Origin of the sequence: Paenibacillus sp. FSL L8-0340 (genome assembly GCF_038593145.1) — a bacterium.
Classification (GTDB): Bacteria; Bacillota; Bacilli; order Paenibacillales; family Paenibacillaceae; genus Paenibacillus_AQ.
In genome coordinates this window covers 1954521-1975286 of sequence record NZ_CP151967.1, presented here as the reverse complement: position 1 = coordinate 1975286, position 20766 = coordinate 1954521, and the positions used below count along the sequence as shown (strand labels likewise).

Below are 20766 nucleotides of genomic sequence, written 5' to 3'. Positions count from 1 at the left end.
GGCCTTTCCTCCCGGTAAGGGACGAAAAGACCGTGGTACCACCCTTGTTAGACTGCCGTACCCCTTCCCTTAAGAGCTGTATTCCCTCTTTCGGTGCGGTAAAGACATGCCTCACTTTAACAGAAATAACGGTCTGCGGCCGGTTTCCCCTACTGTCTTTCTTCAAAAAGATCTTGAAGTAAATTCAGGGATCTGCTCCGGAGTGAACTTCGGCAGCTCTGCTCTCCTAGAAACGCTCTCAATCTGCGGCGTCTCCTCCCTGTAAGCCAGGCACTGCGTACTCTTCTCCATCACTGCATTTATAATGATGTTGCTAAGAAACTGCATCTTCTTACTCAGAAGATATGTCTATCTATTATATGCACAAAATGTCGTTTTGACAAGCCGACAAATTCAGAGGAATTAATCCTTAAACTCGCCGGGAACGAATACGTTAACCTTTAATATAGGGGACTGGAGCGGCAGCTATGATATTTTAGCGCTTAGCACAGAAAGGGAGTATCGTTTGTAGAAAACTTGGGTAATAGGACTCAAGATCAATATCCCCATCTCCTCCCCGGCTTACCGGATCGCTTGATGACCCGAAAGGTCGGCTGGCAGGGGATTTTGGGCATTTTCAGGCTCGGATCAACCCCATAAATTCCATGTTCCGGCCCGGATGCCCTAAGCAGGACGTCCTACATACTGATGAGAAGAATCCCTAATCGTACTGGAAACACTATGTTTCTATGACTATTTGAAAAGAACACTCTCTTCGTTGTCCCTGCGGCCAATTACCCGCAGTGGGATTAGTTCCGCATAGGTATCATCTACTATCAAAGAGATTTCTCAAAGTTTTATGCGGGGAGAGGATGACAGTGGCTTTATACAAAATCAAAAATACACGCAGATTAATCCTTTTATTTGCCGCTATCTCCGTTATTCTGGCGGGCATCAGCACCGCTTCTCTGCTGTATCTGGACCACACAATTAACCGGCTTTCAGATTCACTGTACAGCGATGTCTACCGAAATTCAGAGCTGATTCTGAATGCCGACCGGGATCTCCACCAGTCTGCCCTTGCATTGCACACGGTGATGAACCGGAATATTACCAGTGAACAGCGCAGGCTGATGTCTCAGGAGTTTCATGACAATAATGCCCAGATGAAGCAGCGGCTGGTCATGGCCAGCTACAACATCAACGCTATGAACCATCCGGAAAAGAGGATGGCACAGAGCGATCGGCTGCTCTCCCGGCTGAGAAACGAGCTGCTGAGCTTCGAAGACGCTTTTGAAAACTGGAAGAATACCGGGCAGGAACTGATCTCTCAGCGCATGGAAAGCAATTGGAATCCGGATACGTACTCAGCAACTCTGATCAACACCCGGCTGAGTGAGGTCCGCAGCAGTCTGGATCAATCCGAGCACCTGATCGACAACTATGGACAGCAGATTACCCAAGAGTTCCGTGAGAGAAAAAGCACCCTGTTCGCAGTCTACTCGCTGATCTTGTTCCTGCTTATGCTCGTTATTATCTATCTCTGCCGCAGAGTAGTTTCGCTGCAAAGTGAAATGCAGGAAGATCAATCCCTATACCAGCTGATCGGGGAGACCATGTCTGATTTCATTATTTTGACCGATTCAAACGGCATCATCCTGTACGCCTCACCTTCCCATTGCAGCGTGCTTGGCTACGTGCCGGACAAAGGTGTTCCTCTCTCCAACTATATCCGCGAAGCTGAAATCTCTTGGGTTAAGCTGAAGAGTGTGGTTCAGGGGACTCCGCGGATTTCGGAGCTGCGCATGCGTTCGGCAGAAGGCCACTGGGTGTGGCTGGAAACGAAAATCTCACTGATCACCGGCAGCCGTGCTTTTCCCGCGCAGTATATGCTTATCTCTCGTGAGATTACCCAGCGTAAGCAACATGAGGAACGGCTCCACAAGCTGGCCTTCTATGACCATTTAACAGCCATCCCCAATAGAGCCCATTTTAAAATGTACATGGAGAACCTGATTAATCAGCCGGAGGACCGCAGACAGGAAATAGCAGTTGCACTGCTCGATTGTGACAGGTTCAAGCAGCTTAACGATACCCTTGGCCACTTGGCCGGAGATGAATTCCTGCAGTTGCTCTCCCGTGAGCTGCAGCAGACGGTCAAAGGATTCGGTCAGGCGTTCCGCATCGGCGGCGATGAGTTCGCCGTGGTACTTCACCGCTTTACCAATCCAGAGATGCTGAACGAAATGCTGGACCGTTTGCTTCAGCTGTTCAACAAATCCTGGTCCGTCAACCAAGGCTCCAGCTTTCATACTTCCGCCAGCATCGGCGTAGCCCTTTATCCGCAGCATGGCGGCAGTATCAACGAACTGCTCCACGCCGCCGACCTTGCGATGTACCGCTCCAAAAACAGCGGCGGCAACGAAGCCAATCTATACAATGAGCTTGTGGACGAAGAATATTCAGACAAGCATAAATAAAGAAACAGGCAGCAAAACAGGCTGTTCCCGAATCACTGCCCAAACGGCGGCGATGCTGGAACAGCCTTTATCAGCTGAGTGGCTATCCGTTTCTTCGATATCTTAACTTCAGCTGCTTATCTGTAGCGGATTATCTGCATCGCCGCTGCATGCACTGCTGCGGTCTTGCACCACTACCTTAAGCAGCGCCTCACTGCCGGAGCAGTCAATAAAGCGGTCTCCGCTACCCTTCTCTTCCCAGTCATTCAGCCGCAAAATATATCCAACCGACTCTGTTCCCGGCACCACTTCGATCCGCGCTACCGCACGTCCATCCTCCAGCTGCCGGAAATCGCACTGTCCATCCTGGATACCTGTACCCCAAACCCAAAGATTCCAGCCACGGTAATCGCCGTCGGGGCGGTCATAATGTACCTCAATGATCTTTGCCCGCGGTGCAGGCTCGCCGTAGACATCATACAATACCATCATCGACAGTCCTTCAAGCTCTACTGCGTGATCTGTGGCAATACGGAAGGCTTCTGTTCCGGCACGGGAATGATCTACCACAATGTTCCAGCAACCTCCTGTCTCAGGCAGCTGCTGAGTAACAGGCCCCCAGTTGGCGTTGAAAATAACAACGATGTTGTTCCAGACATCACCGCCTGCATTATCCTTCAGCTGATAAGCGACGACGCCGTCTTCACAGCGCAGGAACTCCAGTGAGCGCTCGATCTCCTGCCGTCCATGCAGACGGAAGGCCGGATGCTTGCGCCGCAGCTCAATAAGACCTTTATAATATTGAAAGACAGGCATAAATGTCTCTTTATTATCCCAGCGGATCGCATTGATCACATCAGGGGAACGATAGCTGTTGTGATCCCCATATTTGCTGCGCAGCATTTCATCTCCGGCATGCAGAAAAGGAATGCCCTGGGAGGTTAAAATGATCCCGTTCGCCAGCAAAGATCGGCGCACAGTTTCATTTCCAAGAACATCCTGCGGGTCGATTGCGAAGTACGGATTTGCTTTAGCAACCGCCCGTTTGACCTCTCCGCCGCCCCTCAATCTTCCGTTCTCCAGTTCAGGCAGGTTCGCCGCCTGGCGCTGGCCTTGGGAAGCAAGCACCTTATCCCACAGATTCAAGTTATCATGAGCGGTTACATAATTCACCGTTTCGACAGGCGAGTCGGTAAATTCATGAATCGCTCCTTTTATTCCCGATGCCACTGCGCCTTCTTTGCCGTATTCTCCGGTTGCGAAGCCTTTGCCCCAACCATCGCTGTCGCCTTTTATTGCCGCGCGGAAGTTGTCATTGAACACGGCATAACCTTTGCCGCGCTGTACACCCTTCAGGGTTTTGTCTGCCAGTGGAGAGTCCCCTCCTGTCCACGGCTCCCCGTAGATCAGCAGATTCGGATTAATGGCAAGGCGCAGCTCCTCTGTAATTTCACGCATGGTTACGCTGTCCATTAGGCCCATCAGATCAAACCGGAACCCGTCGATATGATACTCCGAAGCCCAGTATAACAAGGAGTCCTTAATATATTTGCGCACCATAGGCCGTTCCGTGGCAATTTCGTTGCCGACGCCCGAACCGTTAGTCAGTCTACCCAAATAATCATGACGGTAGTAATATTCCGGCACCAGCGGCTCGAATGGCCCCTTCTCAACAGAATACGTATGGTTGTACACCACATCCATAATGACCGAAATGCCTCGGCTGTGCAGTGCCTTCACCATTTCTTTGAATTCACGGATCCTGGTCCCGGGTTCACCTGGGTTCGTACTGTAGGACCCTTCGGGTACATTATAATGCTGTGGATCATACCCCCAGTTATATTCGGAGTAATATCCCGCTTCGGTATCCGGACCACTTGCATTCAGTTCGTTTACCGTCTGGAAATCGAATACCGGCATTAGATGCACGTGAGTAATCCCCAGTTCAGCCAAATGATCAATCCCCAGTGCATTTCCTGCGGAATCACGTAATCCGGTTTCCGTAAATGCTTTGAACTTGCCCTTGTGCAACATGCCAGAGCTCTCATGGGCGGAGAAATCACGAACATGCAGCTCATAAATTACCGCATCTGCGGGATGTGGCAACTGTGGGGAACGGTCCTCTGCCCAGGAGGGCGGATCGGTCTCACGCAGATCCACAATCGCCGACCTCAGCCCGTTCGCCGAAACAGCGGTTGCATAGGGATCGGCGGCCTCCCTTATACTGCCATCGGCAAATACGGTGCGGTACATATAATATTTGCCTTTCAGATCTCCGGTAAGCTGCGCCTGCCAAACACCGCCGTCCTGGCGCTGCATGGGGATAATCACTCCACTGTCTTTGGAATAAACGGCTGATACAGATGCGCCGATCCCGCCGGTCTCATACAATACAACCGATACCGTAAAGGCCGTTGGAGCCCATACTTTAAACTGGCTGCTGCCTACAGTGTAGGTTAGTCCAAGGTCTTTGCCTTCATAAGTCTCTATTATTGTCTCTGTATTTATATAATTGCTGTTCATGTATTCCACCATCCCCCTGTTCTCCGCCATATTGCCGGATAACGGTTTACTTCACTTAAATCCAACTATTTCCACTACGGAAGAAATTAATACTTGCACAGATCTGCAAGCAAAGTCTATAGAGTACTGTCTTTCTTTTGAATCATAATATAATATGTAACACTATGTTCACAGGTTTGGGTTCCACCTGTTTTATGTGCCCACATTCTATTATCGGCTGCTGCGCCCATGCATTTGAGCTTGTCCTTATAAAAGAAAGCACGAACAACAGGTGATGTACTGCTGCCGACAACAAAAAAACGGCCTCCTATAGAGGAGGCCAGCAGTAGTTGGAAGAGTGAATTGCCTAAACGGATAATGCAAGATAGCTTTGCGAATTACTTCACGCTGCTCTGCACAAGTGCAGCAACTTCCTCGGCGGTGCCAAGCTGAAGTGCTTTGGCAGCCATTTCCTTCATGTCTGCAGCGGACAGCTTGGAAATCTGGCTGCGTGCAGGCAGGATGGAGGTTGCGCTCATGCTGAACTCATCAAGGCCCAGACCGAGCAGCAACGGAATCGCTGTGCTGTCGCCAGCCATTTCGCCGCACATGCCGGTCCATTTGCCTTCAGCATGGGCTGCATCGATAACGATTTTGACCAGACGCAGGATCGCCGGATTGTAAGGCTGGTACAGGTAGGATACCCGTTCATTCATACGGTCGGCAGCCATCGTATATTGAATAAGATCGTTGGTACCAATACTGAAGAAATCGACTTCTTTGGCGAACTGGTCCGCCAGAACCGCCGTTGATGGAATTTCTACCATGATGCCCAACTGAATGTTGTCCGACACTTCCTTGCCTTCTTCGCGCAGCTTAGCCTTTTCTTCCAGCAGCAGATCGCGGGCTGCACGGAATTCGCCGAGCGTAGCGATCATCGGGAACATTATGCGCAGGTCACCGTGGGCACTTGCTCTAAGCAACGCGCGCAGCTGGGTGCGGAAAATATCTTGACGGTCCAGACACAGGCGGATCGCACGGAACCCAAGGAACGGGTTCATTTCCTTCGGCAGCTCCAGGTAAGGCAGCTCCTTGTCGCCGCCGATATCCAGTGTGCGCACAACAACCGGCTTGCCGTTCATATTCTCAAGCACGGCGCGGTACGCATTGTACTGAATTTCTTCGGAAGGCAGCTTGTCGCGGCCCATGTATAGGAACTCGGTGCGGTACAGACCTACACCTTCGCCGCCGTTCTCGATCACACCGTTCACATCATTAGGTGTGCCGATGTTGGCAGCCAGTTCTACATGTTTGCCGTCAGCCGATACGGTCGGCTCATCGCGGAGTTTTTTCCACTCGGCGATTTGCAGATCATAGGCTTCCTGCTTAGCTTTATATTCGGCGACTTCAGCATCGCTCGGGTTGATTAGAACATCTCCGCTCAAACCGTCGACTATCACCAGATCTCCCGCCTTGACTTCAGACAGTACATTCTTGGTGCCGACCACCGCCGGAATTTCCAGGGACCGGGCCATGATGGCCGAGTGCGAGGTGCGTCCGCCGATATTCGTCGTGAAGCCCTTCACGTATTTACGATTAAGCTGCGCCGTGTCGGATGGAGTCAAATCCAGGGCAATGACGATAACCTCTTCATTGATTTCCGCAGGACTTACATAGTGAATACCCAGCAGGTGGTTCAGGATGCGTTTGGTTACATCGCGCATATCAGCAGCACGTTCCTGCAGGTAAGCACTTTTCATATTTTCGAACATTTCGATAAACTGAGTGGCGACTTCATTTAGGGCATAGTCCGCATTAACTGATTCCTCGCGGATTTTATCCATTACGGGACTGATGAGTTCGGGGTCTTCAAGAATCAGCAGATGGGATTCGAAAATCTCCGCCTTCTTCTCGCCCAATTCAGCGAGCGTGCGCTCCTTAATGCCCTGCAGCTCGCCCTTGGATTTCTCCAGGGCGCTCTCCAGTTTGGCAATCTCGGCTTCCACATCGCTTACAGCAGTCTTCGTGATTGTATAATCCGGATGTTCCAGGATAAATGCACGGGCTACGGCAATACCTGCTGAAGCCGCGATTCCTGAAATTTTATTCATGGAGCTCTCCCAGCCCTTCTTTAATCATCACATCTTGCAGTGCGCTCAGTGCTTCCGCTTCTTCACTGCCTTCAGTAATCAGACTCAAAGTATCGCCGGCTTCAAGACCCAATGACAATACGCCGAGAATGGATTTAAGTGTTACTTTTTTACCTTTGGCTTCCGCGAATGCTTCTGTGCCTTTAAACTTTGTTGCTGTATTTACCAGCGCTGTTGCTGGGCGTGCGTGAATTCCGTCTTCGTCAATAATTCTGAATGTTTTTTGCATGATAATATCCAACTCGCTTTCTGTTAATTTGAATGTTTGTCTTATGTGAAGGCCGCGCTCCCTTCATTATAAGGGAAGCGCTATGCCAATGCACATGTTACTTAATGCTGATGATGTCTTTATCGCCTACAGCCACCTTACCCGGCTTCTTCAAGGTAACCGTAGACCCTTCAGGCAGATTAGAGAAGATGACCGGTGAAATAACGGAAGGCGCATGGGCTTTCACGTATTCCAGATCCACTTCCATAATCGGCTGTCCTGCAGCTACCAGGTCGCCTTCTTCTACAAGAATCGTGAAGCCTTGGCCTTTAAGCTTTACAGTATTAACACCAATATGCACGAGCACTTCCTTGCCGCCGTCGGACATAATCCCGATGGCATGCTTGCTCGGGAATACATTGAACACTTTACCGTATACCGGTGAAGCAATCTTGCCGTCATCTGACAGGAAGGCGAATCCGTCACCCGTCATCTTCTGGGAGAAGACAGCATCTGGAACCTGCGTAATATCAAGCAGCTCGCCATTTACCGGGGACACGATGTCCTCAGGAATAATTGCTGCGCCTTCTTCACCGGCCTGCTTCTCAAGCTCAGGCTGCGGTGCGGCAGCAGCTGAAGCAGCTGGAATTCTGCCGTTCATGACATCCTGTATCTGTGACTTGATTGTATCTGAACGTGTACCAAAGATCGCCTGAACGTTATTACCAACCTCAAGCACACCGGAAGCACCCAGCTTCTTCAGCCGGTTCTTATCTACGCCTGCCTTATCCTTAACCTCGACGCGGAGGCGGGTGATGCAGGCGTCCAGATGGGTGATGTTTTCTTTGCCGCCCAGTGCGGACAAAATGTTGCGCGGCAGATCATCACCGCTTGTAGATACATTCCCCGTGCTGACGTCTTCCGAATCATCGGATGCATCTTCACGGCCCGGAGTTTTCAGATTGAACTTCCGGATGACATAGCGGAATCCAAAGTAGTAAATCACGGCAATAACCAGACCTACCGGGATAACCAGCCACCACGCAGTACGGTTCGGGATAATACCGAACAGCACATAGTCGATAAAGCCGCCGGAGAAGGTCATTCCGATCTTAACATGAAGGATTTGCATAGTCATAAAGGAAAGACCTGCAAAGACAGCATGCACTGCGAACAGAAGCGGAGCTACGAACAGGAATGAGAATTCCAGCGGCTCTGTAATCCCTGTCAGGAAAGAAGTAAGGGCTGCAGAAACCATCAAGCTGCCGACAATCTTCTTGTTCTCAGGTTTGGCTTCATGGTAGATCGCCAGCGCCGCTGCCGGCAGACCGAACATCATGAACGGATATTTACCTGTTGTAAATGTACCCGCTGTGAAATCCACCCCGTCGCGCAGCTGCTGCATGAAGATCCGCTGATCCCCGCGTACCAGTTCACCGGCTTTATCGACATAACTTCCGAATTCATACCAGAACGGTGAATAGAAAATGTGATGCAAGCCGAAAGGAATCAGTGAACGCTCAATGACACCGAAGATAAAGGCCGACAGCGTCAAGTTCGTGTTGATCATGCTTTGCGACACATAGTTCAGGCCGTGCTGGATCGGCGGCCATACAGCCGTCAATACAAGTCCAAGAATCAGGGAGGTTACTGCCGTCATAATCGGCACAAACCGTTTACCCGCAAAGAAACCGAGATACGACGGCAATTCTATGCGGAAGAACCGCTTGTACATCGACGCGGCCAGTATCCCGACCAGAATACCGCCGAAAACCCCTGTCTGCAGCGTCGGTATCCCCAGGACACTGGAATAGGAGAAATCCTTCCAGGTCAATACATAAGCGTTAATGCCCAGTACCGTTCCCATGGTTACATTCATGACAAGGAATCCGATGATTGCCGCAAGACCGGCAACCCCTTCACCACCGGCAAGACCGATGGCTACCCCGACCGCAAACAAGAGCGACAGGTTATCAAAAACAATCTGTCCCGAGTTCATCAAAACGTTGGCAACGGCCTGAACCCCGCTGTTTTCCAGTGCCGGTACGTATTGAAGGAAATCAGGGTTAACCAGCATGTTGCCGATCCCGAGCAGCAAGCCCGCCGCAGGCAGGATGGCTACAGGAAGCATAAGCGCTTTACCGACTCTTTGCAAAACGCCAAACAACTTTTTGAACATTTAGGCCACTTCCTTAATAGTAAATTTCACAAACAGGAAACCAAAAAAGACATGAGCAACACAGCATTTAGGTTTGTCTTCTAACACTAAGGTTAGATTGCCCCAGCTTGGGGCCTGACAACCAAAATACTGTAAATCACTCATGCCTGATCGTATCAGTTACACGTAGGTATTCTGTTTTATTGGAACAGGGAACATTGTAGCACCGATTTTTTGAAGTTGCAAGCATGTTTTTGTAAGGGGTTCATTTCAACCCTCATGCTGCTCCATATCCTCTTCATCCTCTTTCTTCTGGGCCAGACGCTGCAGATGAATAGTCAGATAGCTCACTTCAGCCGGATATACCGGAATACGCACCCGCTGCTCAATGACCTTAGTCAGCTTCCAGGCCAGCATGTACATTTCAGGATATTCGCGCTTCATTAACCCGTCCAGAGAAGAAGTCTCCCGCACACTCTCACCACGGCGCAGTCTTTCCAGAACAAAACGCAGGTGAGTGACCAGCCGGGAATAATCCAGGGAATCCCGCGGAACATGATAACTCAGATTATCCTCCACCAGCCCCACGAGGTCACCGATCAGCACGGAATGCTGCTTCACCTCGGAGATATGACGGTTGCTCAATGCGCTTACAATATGCAAAGCGACAAAACCGATCTCATCAAAAGGCAACGTTACCCCCATCGCCTGATTGATCCGCCCGACTGCATATTCGGCCAGACTGTATTCCTCAGGGTAAATTTCCCTGGTTTCGTACAGAAACGGATTATGTATGGCGATATCTTGTTCATGACGGCGGATGGCAAATGAAATATGGTCAGTGAGTGCAATATGAATATGTTCATTCAGCGGTTGGCGGCTGCTCTGCATGATATGCAATACAATCTCCTGAACTACCTCGATCAGCTTCTCGTCCACCTGCGGAACGAGCTGCTTGTATTGCTCCTGTTCCTCCTGGCTGCGGAGAATAAACATCTTCTCCACAGAAGACAGACTGATCCGGTCACGTATTTTCCGGTTAAAGCCTATGCCCTTGCCGATCACCACAACCTCGGCGTATTGGGGATGCTCGGCAATAATCACATTGTTATTGAGTACCTTAGCCACTGTTATGCTGCTCACTGCTTACACCTCTTTGAATTCTGAATACCTTTGCCGCTGCGGCAGCTGCATAACTTGACAGCATGTGTAGATTATACTTGGCTACCGCCATAACATCAAGATTTCGAATGTGGAAGAGGCTGGATCATTTTACCCGGAAGGTTCTGCCCGAGTATTTATAGACCAGGAATAGGGCAATGGTCATGTAGGCTACCGTGGTCAACAGTACCATTCCTGCAAAATAAGCCGGAGTGCTCTCCAAGCGGAGGCACACAATGGTTGCAGCCAAGACAATGCTGTTGACAATGGTGAAGAACGGGTTCTTCAAATTCAGCTCTGTGCTGTAAGGCTGGAAAATATAATACATGAACAAGTGATGCACGGAGAAGAACAGGGATAGGCCGAGGATAGCCCCGCAGAAACCAGCTGCATCCGCAATCCCCCAGTTTTCATCCGAAAGTAGAATGAGCAGATTCACAGCTATACAAATAGCTCCGGCCGGAATCAAATTCAGAGCGGTTATTCTCAGCAGCCGAATCCGGAAATTGCTCAGCACCGCCGTCCGTTCCCGATAGAATCCATACCGCAGCAGACTAAGGTCGCAGTTGTAAAACATCGCTTTGCAGACCTTCTCACCGATCGAGGTAAAATTCATAATAAATACAAAATAAGAAAGGCTGCCGATTAAAAAATGTGACATCTTGGTAAACATTGCCGGTGAGACCATCATCGACAGCAATCCGGCTGCGAACAATACGCCAATGATGAGCATACGCCGCTGAATCGGCTGTATTAAAAAACGTTTATGCCGGGAGAAAAAGATCGCATTCAGGTAAGCATAGCCGCTTTTCCCCTGAAATTGGCCGGGACTCAGCTGTTCCGCTGAAAAGTCCTTTTCTTTCGTCTCGACATCCTTCACTCTCGACTCCTTCATCATACGCCCCATATCCAGCAGCGGATCGTCTATTTTGCTCACGGCATCAACCGCGCTGCGGTAACGGGGATAACGTGCAATATAAACGGCGGCAACCACTCCTATAGCCGCAATGGCTAAACCCGCCGGCAGGTTGAACAACGCAGCGCTGTCCACGAAGGACACTTTTGCATACAGCAGAGCATAGGCAAGCGGAAATCCTATGCCTATGACGGTCCACACCCACCCTGTTTTTTTGACAAGCACAATGTCTGTACGGTCGAAAAGCCATAAATGCAGCGCCTCACTGCCCAAGCGCCAGGCAGTTAACAGCAGGGCAAGCAGCACTCCCTGCCAGACCGGAGCCTGCAGCAATGAAGCGAAGAGGCACATGGCCGGTATATAGTAAACAAAGAAACTGAAGGTCCGAAGCGACAGAGTAGCGTGCATGTACTGATCAGCAGGCAGCCGCATCAGCTTCACACAAATATATTTGTCCCGCTTCGGTTCCAGGATGACCGCATTTGAAACTGCCGCTACGACGCAACTGATTATGACCAGCACTTGCAGATAGAGCTGATACTGTTCAGCAGTCGTCAGTTCCTTGCCGATTGTGATCACCGGCCAATAGACTACAATTCCCAAGTAAGCGAATTTGGTCAGAAAGCCCCATATTATCTTCAGAATAAGCACGATTACAGTCAGCGTCTTTTTGAGTCCTGTCCGGGAATACAAGTCATTCTTAGCCATCTTCCCAATTACCGGCAACCGCTGGAGATAATAGATCAGCCGGTTCGCCCCGGATGCGCCCCGGATATCCAGTATGGTGTTCAGCGTCTTAATCATTGCTGCCCTCATCCTTTAGCAAGGTTATGATTCTCTCCTCGAATTCCGGACTGTGCAGGGTGTCGGCAGGAATCTCCTGGAGTGTCCCGTTATTCAGGATAACGAGCTCGTCGCACAAGTCGGCTGCAAGCTGCAAAATATGGGTGGAGAAAATAATGATATGATCCTGCTTCATCTCCCGCAGCAGCTTCTTGATCTCCAGTGCCACCACAACGTCAAAAGAAGTCAATGGTTCGTCCAGCAATATCAAGGGCGGACGTGTAATGATAAAGCAGAGCATTTGGATCTTGTTCTTCATGCCATGAGAATACCCTTTGATCAGCCGGTGGCGGTCCTCCTGCTCAATCCGGATAATGTCGAAGTAGTCTTCGATGTTTTTGCCAGGTTCAATCTTGTCGCGGTTGATATCCATATAGAATTTCACAAACTCATAGCCTGTAAGAAATTCCGGCAGGATGGGCAAAGAAAATACATACCCGATATCCGCCTCGCGGAGCGGACTGCTCACGTCGTTTTCCCGTAAAAAAGCCCCGCCGCTGTCCATTCCGATCTCCCCGCTCAAGCAGTTGAACAGCGAGGTTTTACCGGCACCGTTGCGGCCCAGCAGACCGTAAATCTTGCCTTTTTCAAAAGTGTAGTCAATGCCTTTGAGTACTTGTTTATCTCCGAAGCTCTTACGGATGTTATCCAAGAGCAGCTCCATGCGAAGTTCCCCTCTCTCCATAAAATTCAAGGTATGACAGGCAATTGCGCCTGTCATACCTTGAGTTATCCCGCATTATCCTTCAAGTTTATCAGTTGGAACCACTGGCACTGCAGGTACTACCGGTACCGCAGGTGCAACCGATACTGCCGGTCTGTGGTCCGGAGTTCCCGTTTTCCCTTTAGTCAAACCTTTTATCAACGCCTCTACATCAATTCCCGAGACACTCTTCAGCATTTCCGGTGCCGTCGACATCAGCTGGGTCACATAATTGCTGACCCGGGCCGCTCCTTCACCGTTTCCCGTATCCACCACAGTGAGCTTGTCGATGGATGCCAGCGGCTCGGCAATTTTACCAGCCAGTTCAGGCAGCATCTTCACGATGATGTCGAGCACGGCAGCTTCGCCGAATTTCTGGAACGCTTCGGCCAGCTTCTCTTTGGCTTCTGCTTCTGCGAGGCCGCGCAGGCGGATAACTTCGGACTCCGCTTTACCTTTAGCCAGCTCTGCGTCGGCTGTTGCCTGGCCTTCCAGGCGTTTCTGCTCGGATGTTGCCTTCGCCTGGGTCTCAATGCTGTACTGCAAGGCATCGGCTTCGCGCATCCGCTTGGCCTTATCGGCTTCCGCCGCCTGTTCCACTGCGTAGCGGTCGGCTTCCGCCTTCTTCTTCACTTCCGCATCATACTGCTTCTCGCGCACCTGGATTTCTTTGGATTGCAGGTCGATCTCGCGTTCCTTGCGAACCAGTTCGACCTTCATCTGCTCTTCCACCACCGTCTGCTTGGCGCGTGCCTCCTGGATGTGATAAGCCTGATCGGCTTCCGCCTTGGCTGTATCCTGATCCCGTTTAAAGGCTGCAACCTTCAGCTGATTGTCCTTGGAGGCTTCGGCGATGTTCGTATCCCGCAGCAGTTCAGCCTTCTGCCCTTGCTCCTCGGCGTTTGCCTTCTGGATCCGCGCATCCCGCAGCGCTTCCGCTTCAGCGATTTCCGCATCCCGCTTCACTGCAGCAATCCGCGGTTTACCTAGAGCTTCCAAGTATCCATGCTTGTCGCGCACATCTTTGATGGTGAAGGAGACAATCTGCAGTCCCATCTTCTTAAGATCGCGCGCTGCTACGCCCTGAACCTCCTGGGCAAACCGGTCACGGTTGCGGTAAACCTCTTCCACGGTCATTGACCCGAGAATCGCCCGCAGATGCCCTTCAAGCACTTCCTGCGCCTCGCTCTTCAGCCCTTCTATCGGCTTGCCCATGAACTGTTCGGCTGCCGTTGCCACATCTTCTGTAGAACTGCCTACCTTGATAATAGCCACACCGTCGGCGATAACCGGCACCCCTTGCTCAGTGTATACCTCCGGTGTCGTCACATCGAGCTTATGCGAGAGCAGAGACATGAACTCGGCCTTCTGGAAGACAGGCAGAATGAACGCCCCGCCCCCGCGGACTATCTTGATTTTACGGCCCGAGCCATCATCTGAGATATGATTGCTGCCGAGAAAGGAACCGGTGACAATCATTCCTTCATCGGGTCCGACCGTCTTGTAACGCGCCCAGAACGCAATCCCAAGCACCAGTAGAACCGCTACAACCACAATAGGAATAAACAAATAATCTGGAATGTCTAACCCTAACATTAAGAATCCACTCCTTTTCTCTCTTCAAATTCAGTTACCAGCGCAACACCTTCCCGGACCTCTACCACTACAACCTTAATCCCGGCCGGGAGGGAAAGCTGCTCAAAGCTGGCTGCCGTATGCAGGCTGTTGCCTGCGCCGAACTTCACCATGATTTCGCCATAGCCCTGTGCCGGAATAGGAACGGTAATTTCTCCGATCTTGCCAGGCAGCTCGCTCATGGAGAATCCATTTGACATCTCGCTTTTGTCCATCGGTTTGACGACTCCCAAGTAAAGAACCACCCCCATAAAGGCTGCGATCAGCAAGGACAAGGCAAGAACAGCGCCATCTTCCAGCCTGCTGTAACGCGTGAGCAGAATACCTGCTCCGCCAAATACGGTGACTCCCCCGGCCAGCACAGCAGGGTTCAGGAAATCAAAGGAAGCTACATCAAATATCCCGTCCAAAACATTGCCGATCAGATCTCCCACAATTACGCTGACTACGGCAAAAATGACGCCGAGCGCCAAACAGCCCAAATACAGCGTTTGCATTATTTTCTCCTCCCGTCTATAGTTCCGGACTGTCATACTAGTATAAACGTTCAAACCATGTCCTTGGTTTCACAAACTTGGATGATTATCTCAATATTGTATCGTGGAAGCAGCCTTGAACCCAAGCCGGCCTATGCCAACAGTTTATGCAAAAAAGCCGTCCCCATTACCGGGAACGGCTTGATTTCCTGCCCGGAGCTGCAGCTCTGCAGCTCCTTTATGATGGCGTTCTTACAGCGCCATTGTATAAATTTCTACAACATCCTCACGCTCCAGCTTGCAGAAATTACCGAACGGTCCGAAACGCACCGCTTTGTCAGCCATATTTCCGATTTCGCTGTCATTGATATCATAGTCGCCAAGGGTCTTCGGCGCACCGATGGAATCCCAGAAGCGGCGCAGTGCTTCAATGCCTTCAAGACCGGCTTCTTCATCGCTTTTGCCGGCCGGATCAATGCCGAATACGTTCACGGCCAGCTGGCGGAAGCGGGCTGGGTTCGTACTGAGGTTGTACTTCATCCATTGCGGGAAGAGAATAGCCAAACCGCCGCCATGCGGGATATCGTAGACTGCTGATACGGCATGCTCGATGTTGTGTGTTGCCCAGTCTCCGGCGAAGCCCATGCTGACCATGCCGTTCAGAGCCATTGTGCCGCAGTACATAATCGTTTCGCGCAGCTCGTAATTGTTCAGGTCCCCGATCAGCTTCGGTGCCGTTTCAATAACGGTGCGCAGCAGCGTCTCACAGAAACCGTCCTGTACAGGCGTGTTACCGTCGGTATGGAAATAATGCTCCAGAACATGCGACATAATATCTACCATGCCGTAAACGGTCTGGTCACGCGGCAAAGTGAAGGTGTTCTCGGGATCAAGGATGGAAAATGCCGGGAAGGCATGCACACTGCCCCAACCCATTTTTTCCTGGGTGACTTCGTTGCTGATGACAGAGCCGTTGTTCATCTCGGAACCCGTAGCCGCCATCGTCAGCACTGTGCCCAGCGGCAACGCGGCTTGCGGAGCAGCCTTGCGTTCCACAAAGTCCCACATATCCCCTTCATATTTCGCGCCTACCGCAACTGCCTTTGCACAGTCCAGTACGCTGCCCCCGCCTACGGCAAGGATCAGCTCAATGTTGTGCTCCCGGCACAATGCCACACCTTTATGTACAGTGGACAGACGCGGGTTCGGCTCGACTCCGGCCAGTTCGGTCACGACAGCCCCGATGGAATTCAGCTCAGCCAGCACATTATCGTACAAACCGCTGCGTTTGATGCTGCCGCCGCCGTACATCAGCAATACGTTCTTACCGAATTTCGGGACTTCGGTCTTCAAAGCCTGCAATGTTCCTTGTCCAAAAATCAGCTTGGTAGGATTATAAAATTCAAACTTGCGCATATGGGTAAACCTCCATTAGTTGATGAATGTGATGCAATTTCATATTATAGACCTCCGGCGTGCGTCATTCAAATCACAGCGGCTCCCCGTATCACGCCAAACTGAACGAACTGTATAAGAAAAGCCCCCAAACCTGCATGGCCGGGGACATAATACTAACATTCAGTTATTTATAGGGCTCCGAAGCTCTGCACAAACCGGCGGAAAGCGGCTTGTCCTTCCGGTGTCCGTTTGTAGACCCCGGCATGCTCCAGGATATGGGTGAACTTGATACCGACCTCATTCTGCACGATTTTGACAGCCTCTTCGTGGTTGTGACCTGTGCCGAAGCGTTCGGCCAGCTCTTGTACCCACGAGGCATGCTGTGCAAGCGCGTGATCAGCTTCACTCTTCACGGCAGCCAGTAGCGGGAGATCTCCGGCAAGCACGCCTGCGACAGCATCCAGTTCTTCCTTTAGTCGTCCCGGCAGAATAGCCAGACCCATAACCTCAATCAGGCCGATGTTCTCCTTCTTGATATGGTGCATCTCCCGGTGCGGGTGGAATATCCCTTCGGGGAATTCCCCGCTGGTCCGGTTGTTGCGCAGCACCAGATCCAGCTCGAAGCCGCCGTCTTCAGCCCGCCGCACGATTGGAGTAACGGTATTATGAGGGGTTTCCACACCGTCAACTTCACTGAAAGCCAATACCTCAGCCTCAGGATCGCTGTAGGATTTCCAGGCTTCATAGAGATCGTTGCCGCATTCCAGCAGCACTGCTGGGTCCGCTCCATGCAAACGCAGGACCGACATCGGCCACTTCACGATGCTGAGGCTGACGCCCGGGTAGGAGGCATGGGTGAACGTCTGCTCTTTCGGTGCTTTCTGGATCGGGAAGGTATGGCGTCCGCCCTGGAAATGATCATGGGTCAGAATCGACCCGCCGACAATCGGCAGATCGGCGTTCGAGCCAATAAAATAATGCGGGAAAGCTTCCACAAAGCTGAGCAGACGCTTCAGCGACTCCTTGGTCAGCTTCATCGGCACATGATCGTGGTGGAATACGATGCAATGCTCGTTATAGTACACATACGGCGAGTATTGTAAGAACCAATTCTCATTGTTCAGCTTCAGCGGAATTACACGCAGGTTCTGGCGCGGCGGGTGATTCAAACGTCCGGCATAACCCACATTTTCGCGGCAGAGCAGGCATTTCGGATAGACCGGCGGAGGGAGCAGCCGGGCCATGGCGATTTCCTTCGGGTTCTTCTCGGGTTTGGACAGGTTAATCGTCATTTCGATATCCCCGTATGGTGATTCCTGCAGCCAGAGCACATTCTTCGAAATCCGGTCCATGCGGATATAGTTGGAATCAATGCTTAATTTGTAAAAGCGGTCGGTTGCCGCCTCAATGCCCTTCTCTGCCGAGAGGCTAAAGAATTGGGCATTGACTTCAGATGGCCGTGCCATCAGCAAGCCCATAATCTTCGCATCCAGCAGATCACGGTACGTATCGGTATTCTCCGGGATCAATCCGGTTTCGAAGCCATAATCAATCAGAATGTCCAGCGGTTCCTGCGGGCTCTCAAGCGGTGTTTCACTGAATTCAAGGGCATACGGCTCACTGAAGCCGAACTGGTCCAGCAGCTCATTGCGGCTATAGTCAACATCGGCAGGCTGGATCAGTTCCTGGTTCAGCGCAAACAGCACAAGCTGTTCGATGGCATGCAGCGCCTTCTCTCCGGCCGGAGCGGTATTAATATCGTTAGGCATTTAAATTCTCCTTAATGTGGTGTAGCGAGTTGTCTGCGTCCTTTTTTTGGGGGGCAGCTGGTTCAATAGAATGCCTGACTACCCCGGACAGCCAGGAGTTATTCTTCTCCGTATCCTTGCGGATTCGCTGAATGCCAGTTCCAGGCGCTCTGAATAATATCCTCAAGGTCCGCATGCTGCGGAGTCCAGCCGAGAATGGAGCGGGCTTTGTCAGAAGAAGCTACCAGCACAGCGGGATCGCCGGCACGGCGCTCTTGAATGACAACCGGAATGTCCAGCCCGGTCACCTTCTTGGCAGTTTCGATCACTTGTTTGACCGAGAAGCCGAGGCCGTTGCCAAGGTTGAAGATATTGCTTGCACTGCCGCTGCGCAGATAGTTGACCGCCCGGACGTGGGCGTCAGCCAAATCGCTGACATGGATATAGTCGCGGACGCAGGTTCCGTCTTCGGTCGGATAGTCTTCGCCGAAGACAGCAATGCTCTCCCGCTGCTTCAGCGCGGTTTGCAGCACCAGCGGAAGCAGATGGCTCTCCGGACGGTGGTCTTCGCCAATCTTGCCGCTGGCATGCGCCCCTGCAGCATTGAAGTAGCGCAATGCCACGTATTTGATGCCGAGCACCTTGTCAAACCAGGCCATCATGCGTTCCATGGTCAGTTTGGTTTCACCGTACACATTCGCCGGCTCTGTGCGGTCGGTTTCCTCGATCGGCACCTTTTCCGGTTCGCCGTAGGTTGCGGCCGTGGAGGAGAAGACGATTTTGTCCACACCTGCATGCTGCATCGCTTCCAGCAGACATTGTGTACCATATACGTTGTTGTCATAGTATTTGACCGGGTCCTTCATGCTCTCGCCCACCAGCGAGCTTGCGGCAAAATGGATCACCGCTTCAATCTTGTTCTCCGAAAACAGCTTGGCCAGCAGCGCCTTGTCCCGCAGGTCACCTTCATACAGCTTGCCGCCCAGCAGCGCCTCACGGTGGCCTGTCAGCAGATTGTCGATCACCACAACTTCCTCGCTCCGCTCCAGCAGCTCAGCTACTGTATGAGAACCGATATACCCCGCTCCACCTGTTACCAAAATCGCCATCTTACTTCACTCCTTTCAATTCTTCCACACCATTACCGATACCGCATACGTAGAACTCGCCGACTAGACCGGATCTGGTCGTATAGGCTTCACCAACTTCACGGATAAAGCGTTCGACATCATCCTCATGCACCAGTGATACCGTACAGCCGCCGAATCCCGCACCGGTCATCCGAGAGCCAAGGGTTCCGGGAATCCGCTGCGCTTCTTCAACCATAATGTCCAGCTCCTCGCAGCTTACTTCATACAGATCGCGAAGCGAGACATGGGAGTCATTCATATATTGACCAAACTGCTTCAGGTCATTGTTCTTCAGTACTTCAACCGAGTCAAGCACACGCTGGTTCTCTTCCACTACATGGCGGGCGCGGCGTCTGACGGTTTCATCTGTAATTTTGTGCTGATGGATTTCGAATTGCTGAGGTTTCAGCTCTGCAAGGTAAGACAGGGAAGGAACCTCCTGCTTCAAAATGGACAATGCTTCGTCACACTGGCTGCGGCGTTCATTGTATTTGGAATCCACGAGACCTCTCTTCTTGTTCGTGTTGCTGATCACCAGCTTGTAGGCTCCGGTCACAAATGGAATCAGGTTATACTCCAGCGTATCGCACATCAGCAGAATCGCGTGATCACGCTTGCCGTTGGCTACGGCAAACTGGTCCATAATTCCGGAGTTTACGCCGACATACTGGTTCTCCGCACGCTGGGACAGCAGCGCAATTTCTACTGTATCCGTATCCCCGCCCAGCAGTGTCAGGAACGCGAAGCCGGTAACCACCTCAATGGAAGCGGAGGAAGAAAGGCCCGAACCGTTCGGAATATCACCGTGAAACAAGAGATCATAGCCGCCGGAAACCGGAAGATCTTTCTTTGCCAATTCCACCATGACGCCAACCGGATAATCGATCCATTCCCCTGTTTTGGCCTTGCCGATTTCGCTGTAGTCCATGGACGCTTCGTAAGGAAGATTCGTCGATGCGAATTGAACCTTGCCGTCGCTGCGCGGGCGTACAATCAGTGTAGTTCCGAACTCCAGCGCTGCCGGCAGTACATAACCTCCATTGTAATCCAGATGCTCTCCAATAAGATTGACACGGCCCGGTGCGTAGAAGACGCGTGCCTCTTCGGTGCTCTCCCCATACTTCTCAATAAATTTGCTGTTAAGTTCCTGTATGCTCATTAGTGCCACTCCATCCTTTCGCTGCTCTTGCTTCAACTTGGAATCAGTCTTGCTGTCTTCATGGTTATATTATAATAAAATCAGACTTGCCCTGATAATGCAATCATGTGTGCAATGCATGGATAAATGTGACTTCCGTGT

At 51.4% G+C, this 20766-nt stretch carries 16 protein-coding genes; 1 reads left to right on the top strand and 15 read right to left on the bottom strand.

Going from position 1 to position 20766, the window contains the following annotated elements:
- Positions 1-162: 162 nt before the first annotated feature.
- Positions 163-291, bottom strand: a complete 129-nt coding sequence (locus NST07_RS08880; RefSeq protein WP_341091173.1) for a hypothetical protein — start codon at positions 289-291, stop codon at positions 163-165.
- Positions 292-857: 566 nt separating this feature from the next.
- On the opposite strand from NST07_RS08880, the gene NST07_RS08875 reads away from it, so the two are divergent.
- A complete protein-coding gene (locus NST07_RS08875) occupies positions 858-2459 on the top strand; it encodes a sensor domain-containing diguanylate cyclase (RefSeq protein WP_341091172.1) in 1602 nt (533 codons plus the stop codon).
- A 108-nt stretch (positions 2460-2567) separates the two neighbouring features.
- Here the strand turns inward: NST07_RS08875 and pulA are convergent, their stop codons facing one another.
- The 14 genes from pulA to NST07_RS08805 form a co-directional block, all read right to left on the bottom strand.
- The gene (gene pulA / locus NST07_RS08870) at positions 2568-4961 is read right to left on the bottom strand and encodes a type I pullulanase (protein ID WP_342481403.1); all 2394 of its coding nucleotides are present in this window, start codon (positions 4959-4961) and stop codon (positions 2568-2570) included.
- A 377-nt stretch (positions 4962-5338) separates the two neighbouring features.
- Positions 5339-7051 (bottom strand): phosphoenolpyruvate--protein phosphotransferase, encoded by a 1713-nt coding sequence (gene ptsP / locus NST07_RS08865; protein ID WP_341377798.1) that lies wholly within the window; start codon positions 7049-7051, stop codon positions 5339-5341.
- A complete protein-coding gene (locus tag NST07_RS08860; protein WP_038599075.1) occupies positions 7044-7319 on the bottom strand; it encodes an HPr family phosphocarrier protein in 276 nt (91 codons plus the stop codon). The genes ptsP and NST07_RS08860 overlap by 8 nt, the downstream gene beginning before the upstream one ends.
- Positions 7320-7416: 97 nt before the next feature.
- Positions 7417-9477, bottom strand: coding sequence for a glucose-specific PTS transporter subunit IIBC (gene ptsG, locus NST07_RS08855; protein WP_341091169.1), 2061 nt, complete (start codon positions 9475-9477; stop codon positions 7417-7419).
- Complete coding sequence (locus NST07_RS08850) at positions 9478-9621, bottom strand: hypothetical protein (RefSeq protein ID WP_342481402.1); 144 nt, start codon at positions 9619-9621, stop codon at positions 9478-9480. It lies immediately after the preceding gene.
- Positions 9622-9726: 105 nt separating this feature from the next.
- The gene (locus NST07_RS08845; protein WP_340893829.1) at positions 9727-10599 is read right to left on the bottom strand and encodes a PRD domain-containing protein; all 873 of its coding nucleotides are present in this window, start codon (positions 10597-10599) and stop codon (positions 9727-9729) included.
- A 124-nt stretch (positions 10600-10723) separates the two neighbouring features.
- Complete coding sequence (locus tag NST07_RS08840; protein ID WP_341377796.1) at positions 10724-12337, bottom strand: hypothetical protein; 1614 nt, start codon at positions 12335-12337, stop codon at positions 10724-10726.
- On the bottom strand, positions 12330-13040 hold the full coding sequence (locus NST07_RS08835; protein WP_341091167.1) for an ABC transporter ATP-binding protein: 711 nt from the start codon (positions 13038-13040) through the stop codon (positions 12330-12332). The genes NST07_RS08840 and NST07_RS08835 overlap by 8 nt, the downstream gene beginning before the upstream one ends.
- Before the next feature lie 75 nt (positions 13041-13115).
- The gene (locus NST07_RS08830) at positions 13116-14675 is read right to left on the bottom strand and encodes a flotillin family protein (protein ID WP_341091165.1); all 1560 of its coding nucleotides are present in this window, start codon (positions 14673-14675) and stop codon (positions 13116-13118) included.
- The gene (locus NST07_RS08825) at positions 14675-15211 is read right to left on the bottom strand and encodes a protease (RefSeq protein WP_341091164.1); all 537 of its coding nucleotides are present in this window, start codon (positions 15209-15211) and stop codon (positions 14675-14677) included. The genes NST07_RS08830 and NST07_RS08825 overlap by 1 nt, the downstream gene beginning before the upstream one ends.
- A 231-nt stretch (positions 15212-15442) precedes the next feature.
- Positions 15443-16606 carry an iron-containing alcohol dehydrogenase gene (locus NST07_RS08820; protein ID WP_341377794.1) on the bottom strand — a complete coding sequence of 388 codons (1164 nt, stop codon included), beginning with the start codon at positions 16604-16606 and terminating at the stop codon, positions 15443-15445.
- Between the two features lie 170 nt (positions 16607-16776).
- Complete coding sequence (locus NST07_RS08815; protein ID WP_342481401.1) at positions 16777-18357, bottom strand: UDP-glucose--hexose-1-phosphate uridylyltransferase; 1581 nt, start codon at positions 18355-18357, stop codon at positions 16777-16779.
- A 98-nt stretch (positions 18358-18455) separates the two neighbouring features.
- On the bottom strand, positions 18456-19445 hold the full coding sequence (gene galE / locus NST07_RS08810) for a UDP-glucose 4-epimerase GalE (protein ID WP_342481400.1): 990 nt from the start codon (positions 19443-19445) through the stop codon (positions 18456-18458).
- Position 19446: 1 nt separating this feature from the next.
- A complete protein-coding gene (locus tag NST07_RS08805; RefSeq protein WP_341091161.1) occupies positions 19447-20625 on the bottom strand; it encodes a galactokinase in 1179 nt (392 codons plus the stop codon).
- Between the last annotated feature and the right edge of the window lie 141 nt (positions 20626-20766).

Excerpts from the sequence above, each read along its gene's own strand:
- NST07_RS08880 (WP_341091173.1), bottom strand. The coding sequence starts at position 291 with ATGGAGAAGAGTACGCAGTGCCTGGCTTACAGGGAGGAGACGCCGCAG.
- pulA (WP_342481403.1), bottom strand. The coding sequence starts at position 4,961 with ATGAACAGCAATTATATAAATACAGAGACAATAATAGAGACTTATGAA.
- ptsP (WP_341377798.1), bottom strand. The coding sequence starts at position 7,051 with ATGAATAAAATTTCAGGAATCGCGGCTTCAGCAGGTATTGCCGTAGCC.
- NST07_RS08860 (WP_038599075.1), bottom strand. The coding sequence starts at position 7,319 with ATGCAAAAAACATTCAGAATTATTGACGAAGACGGAATTCACGCACGC.
- ptsG (WP_341091169.1), bottom strand. The coding sequence starts at position 9,477 with ATGTTCAAAAAGTTGTTTGGCGTTTTGCAAAGAGTCGGTAAAGCGCTT.
- NST07_RS08850 (WP_342481402.1), bottom strand. The coding sequence starts at position 9,621 with ATGAGTGATTTACAGTATTTTGGTTGTCAGGCCCCAAGCTGGGGCAAT.
- NST07_RS08840 (WP_341377796.1), bottom strand. The coding sequence starts at position 12,337 with ATGATTAAGACGCTGAACACCATACTGGATATCCGGGGCGCATCCGGG.
- NST07_RS08835 (WP_341091167.1), bottom strand. The coding sequence starts at position 13,040 with ATGGAGCTGCTCTTGGATAACATCCGTAAGAGCTTCGGAGATAAACAA.
- NST07_RS08830 (WP_341091165.1), bottom strand. The coding sequence starts at position 14,675 with ATGTTAGGGTTAGACATTCCAGATTATTTGTTTATTCCTATTGTGGTT.
- NST07_RS08825 (WP_341091164.1), bottom strand. The coding sequence starts at position 15,211 with ATGCAAACGCTGTATTTGGGCTGTTTGGCGCTCGGCGTCATTTTTGCC.
- NST07_RS08820 (WP_341377794.1), bottom strand. The coding sequence starts at position 16,606 with ATGCGCAAGTTTGAATTTTATAATCCTACCAAGCTGATTTTTGGACAA.
- NST07_RS08815 (WP_342481401.1), bottom strand. The coding sequence starts at position 18,357 with ATGCCTAACGATATTAATACCGCTCCGGCCGGAGAGAAGGCGCTGCAT.
- galE (WP_342481400.1), bottom strand. The coding sequence starts at position 19,445 with ATGGCGATTTTGGTAACAGGTGGAGCGGGGTATATCGGTTCTCATACA.
- NST07_RS08805 (WP_341091161.1), bottom strand. The coding sequence starts at position 20,625 with ATGAGCATACAGGAACTTAACAGCAAATTTATTGAGAAGTATGGGGAG.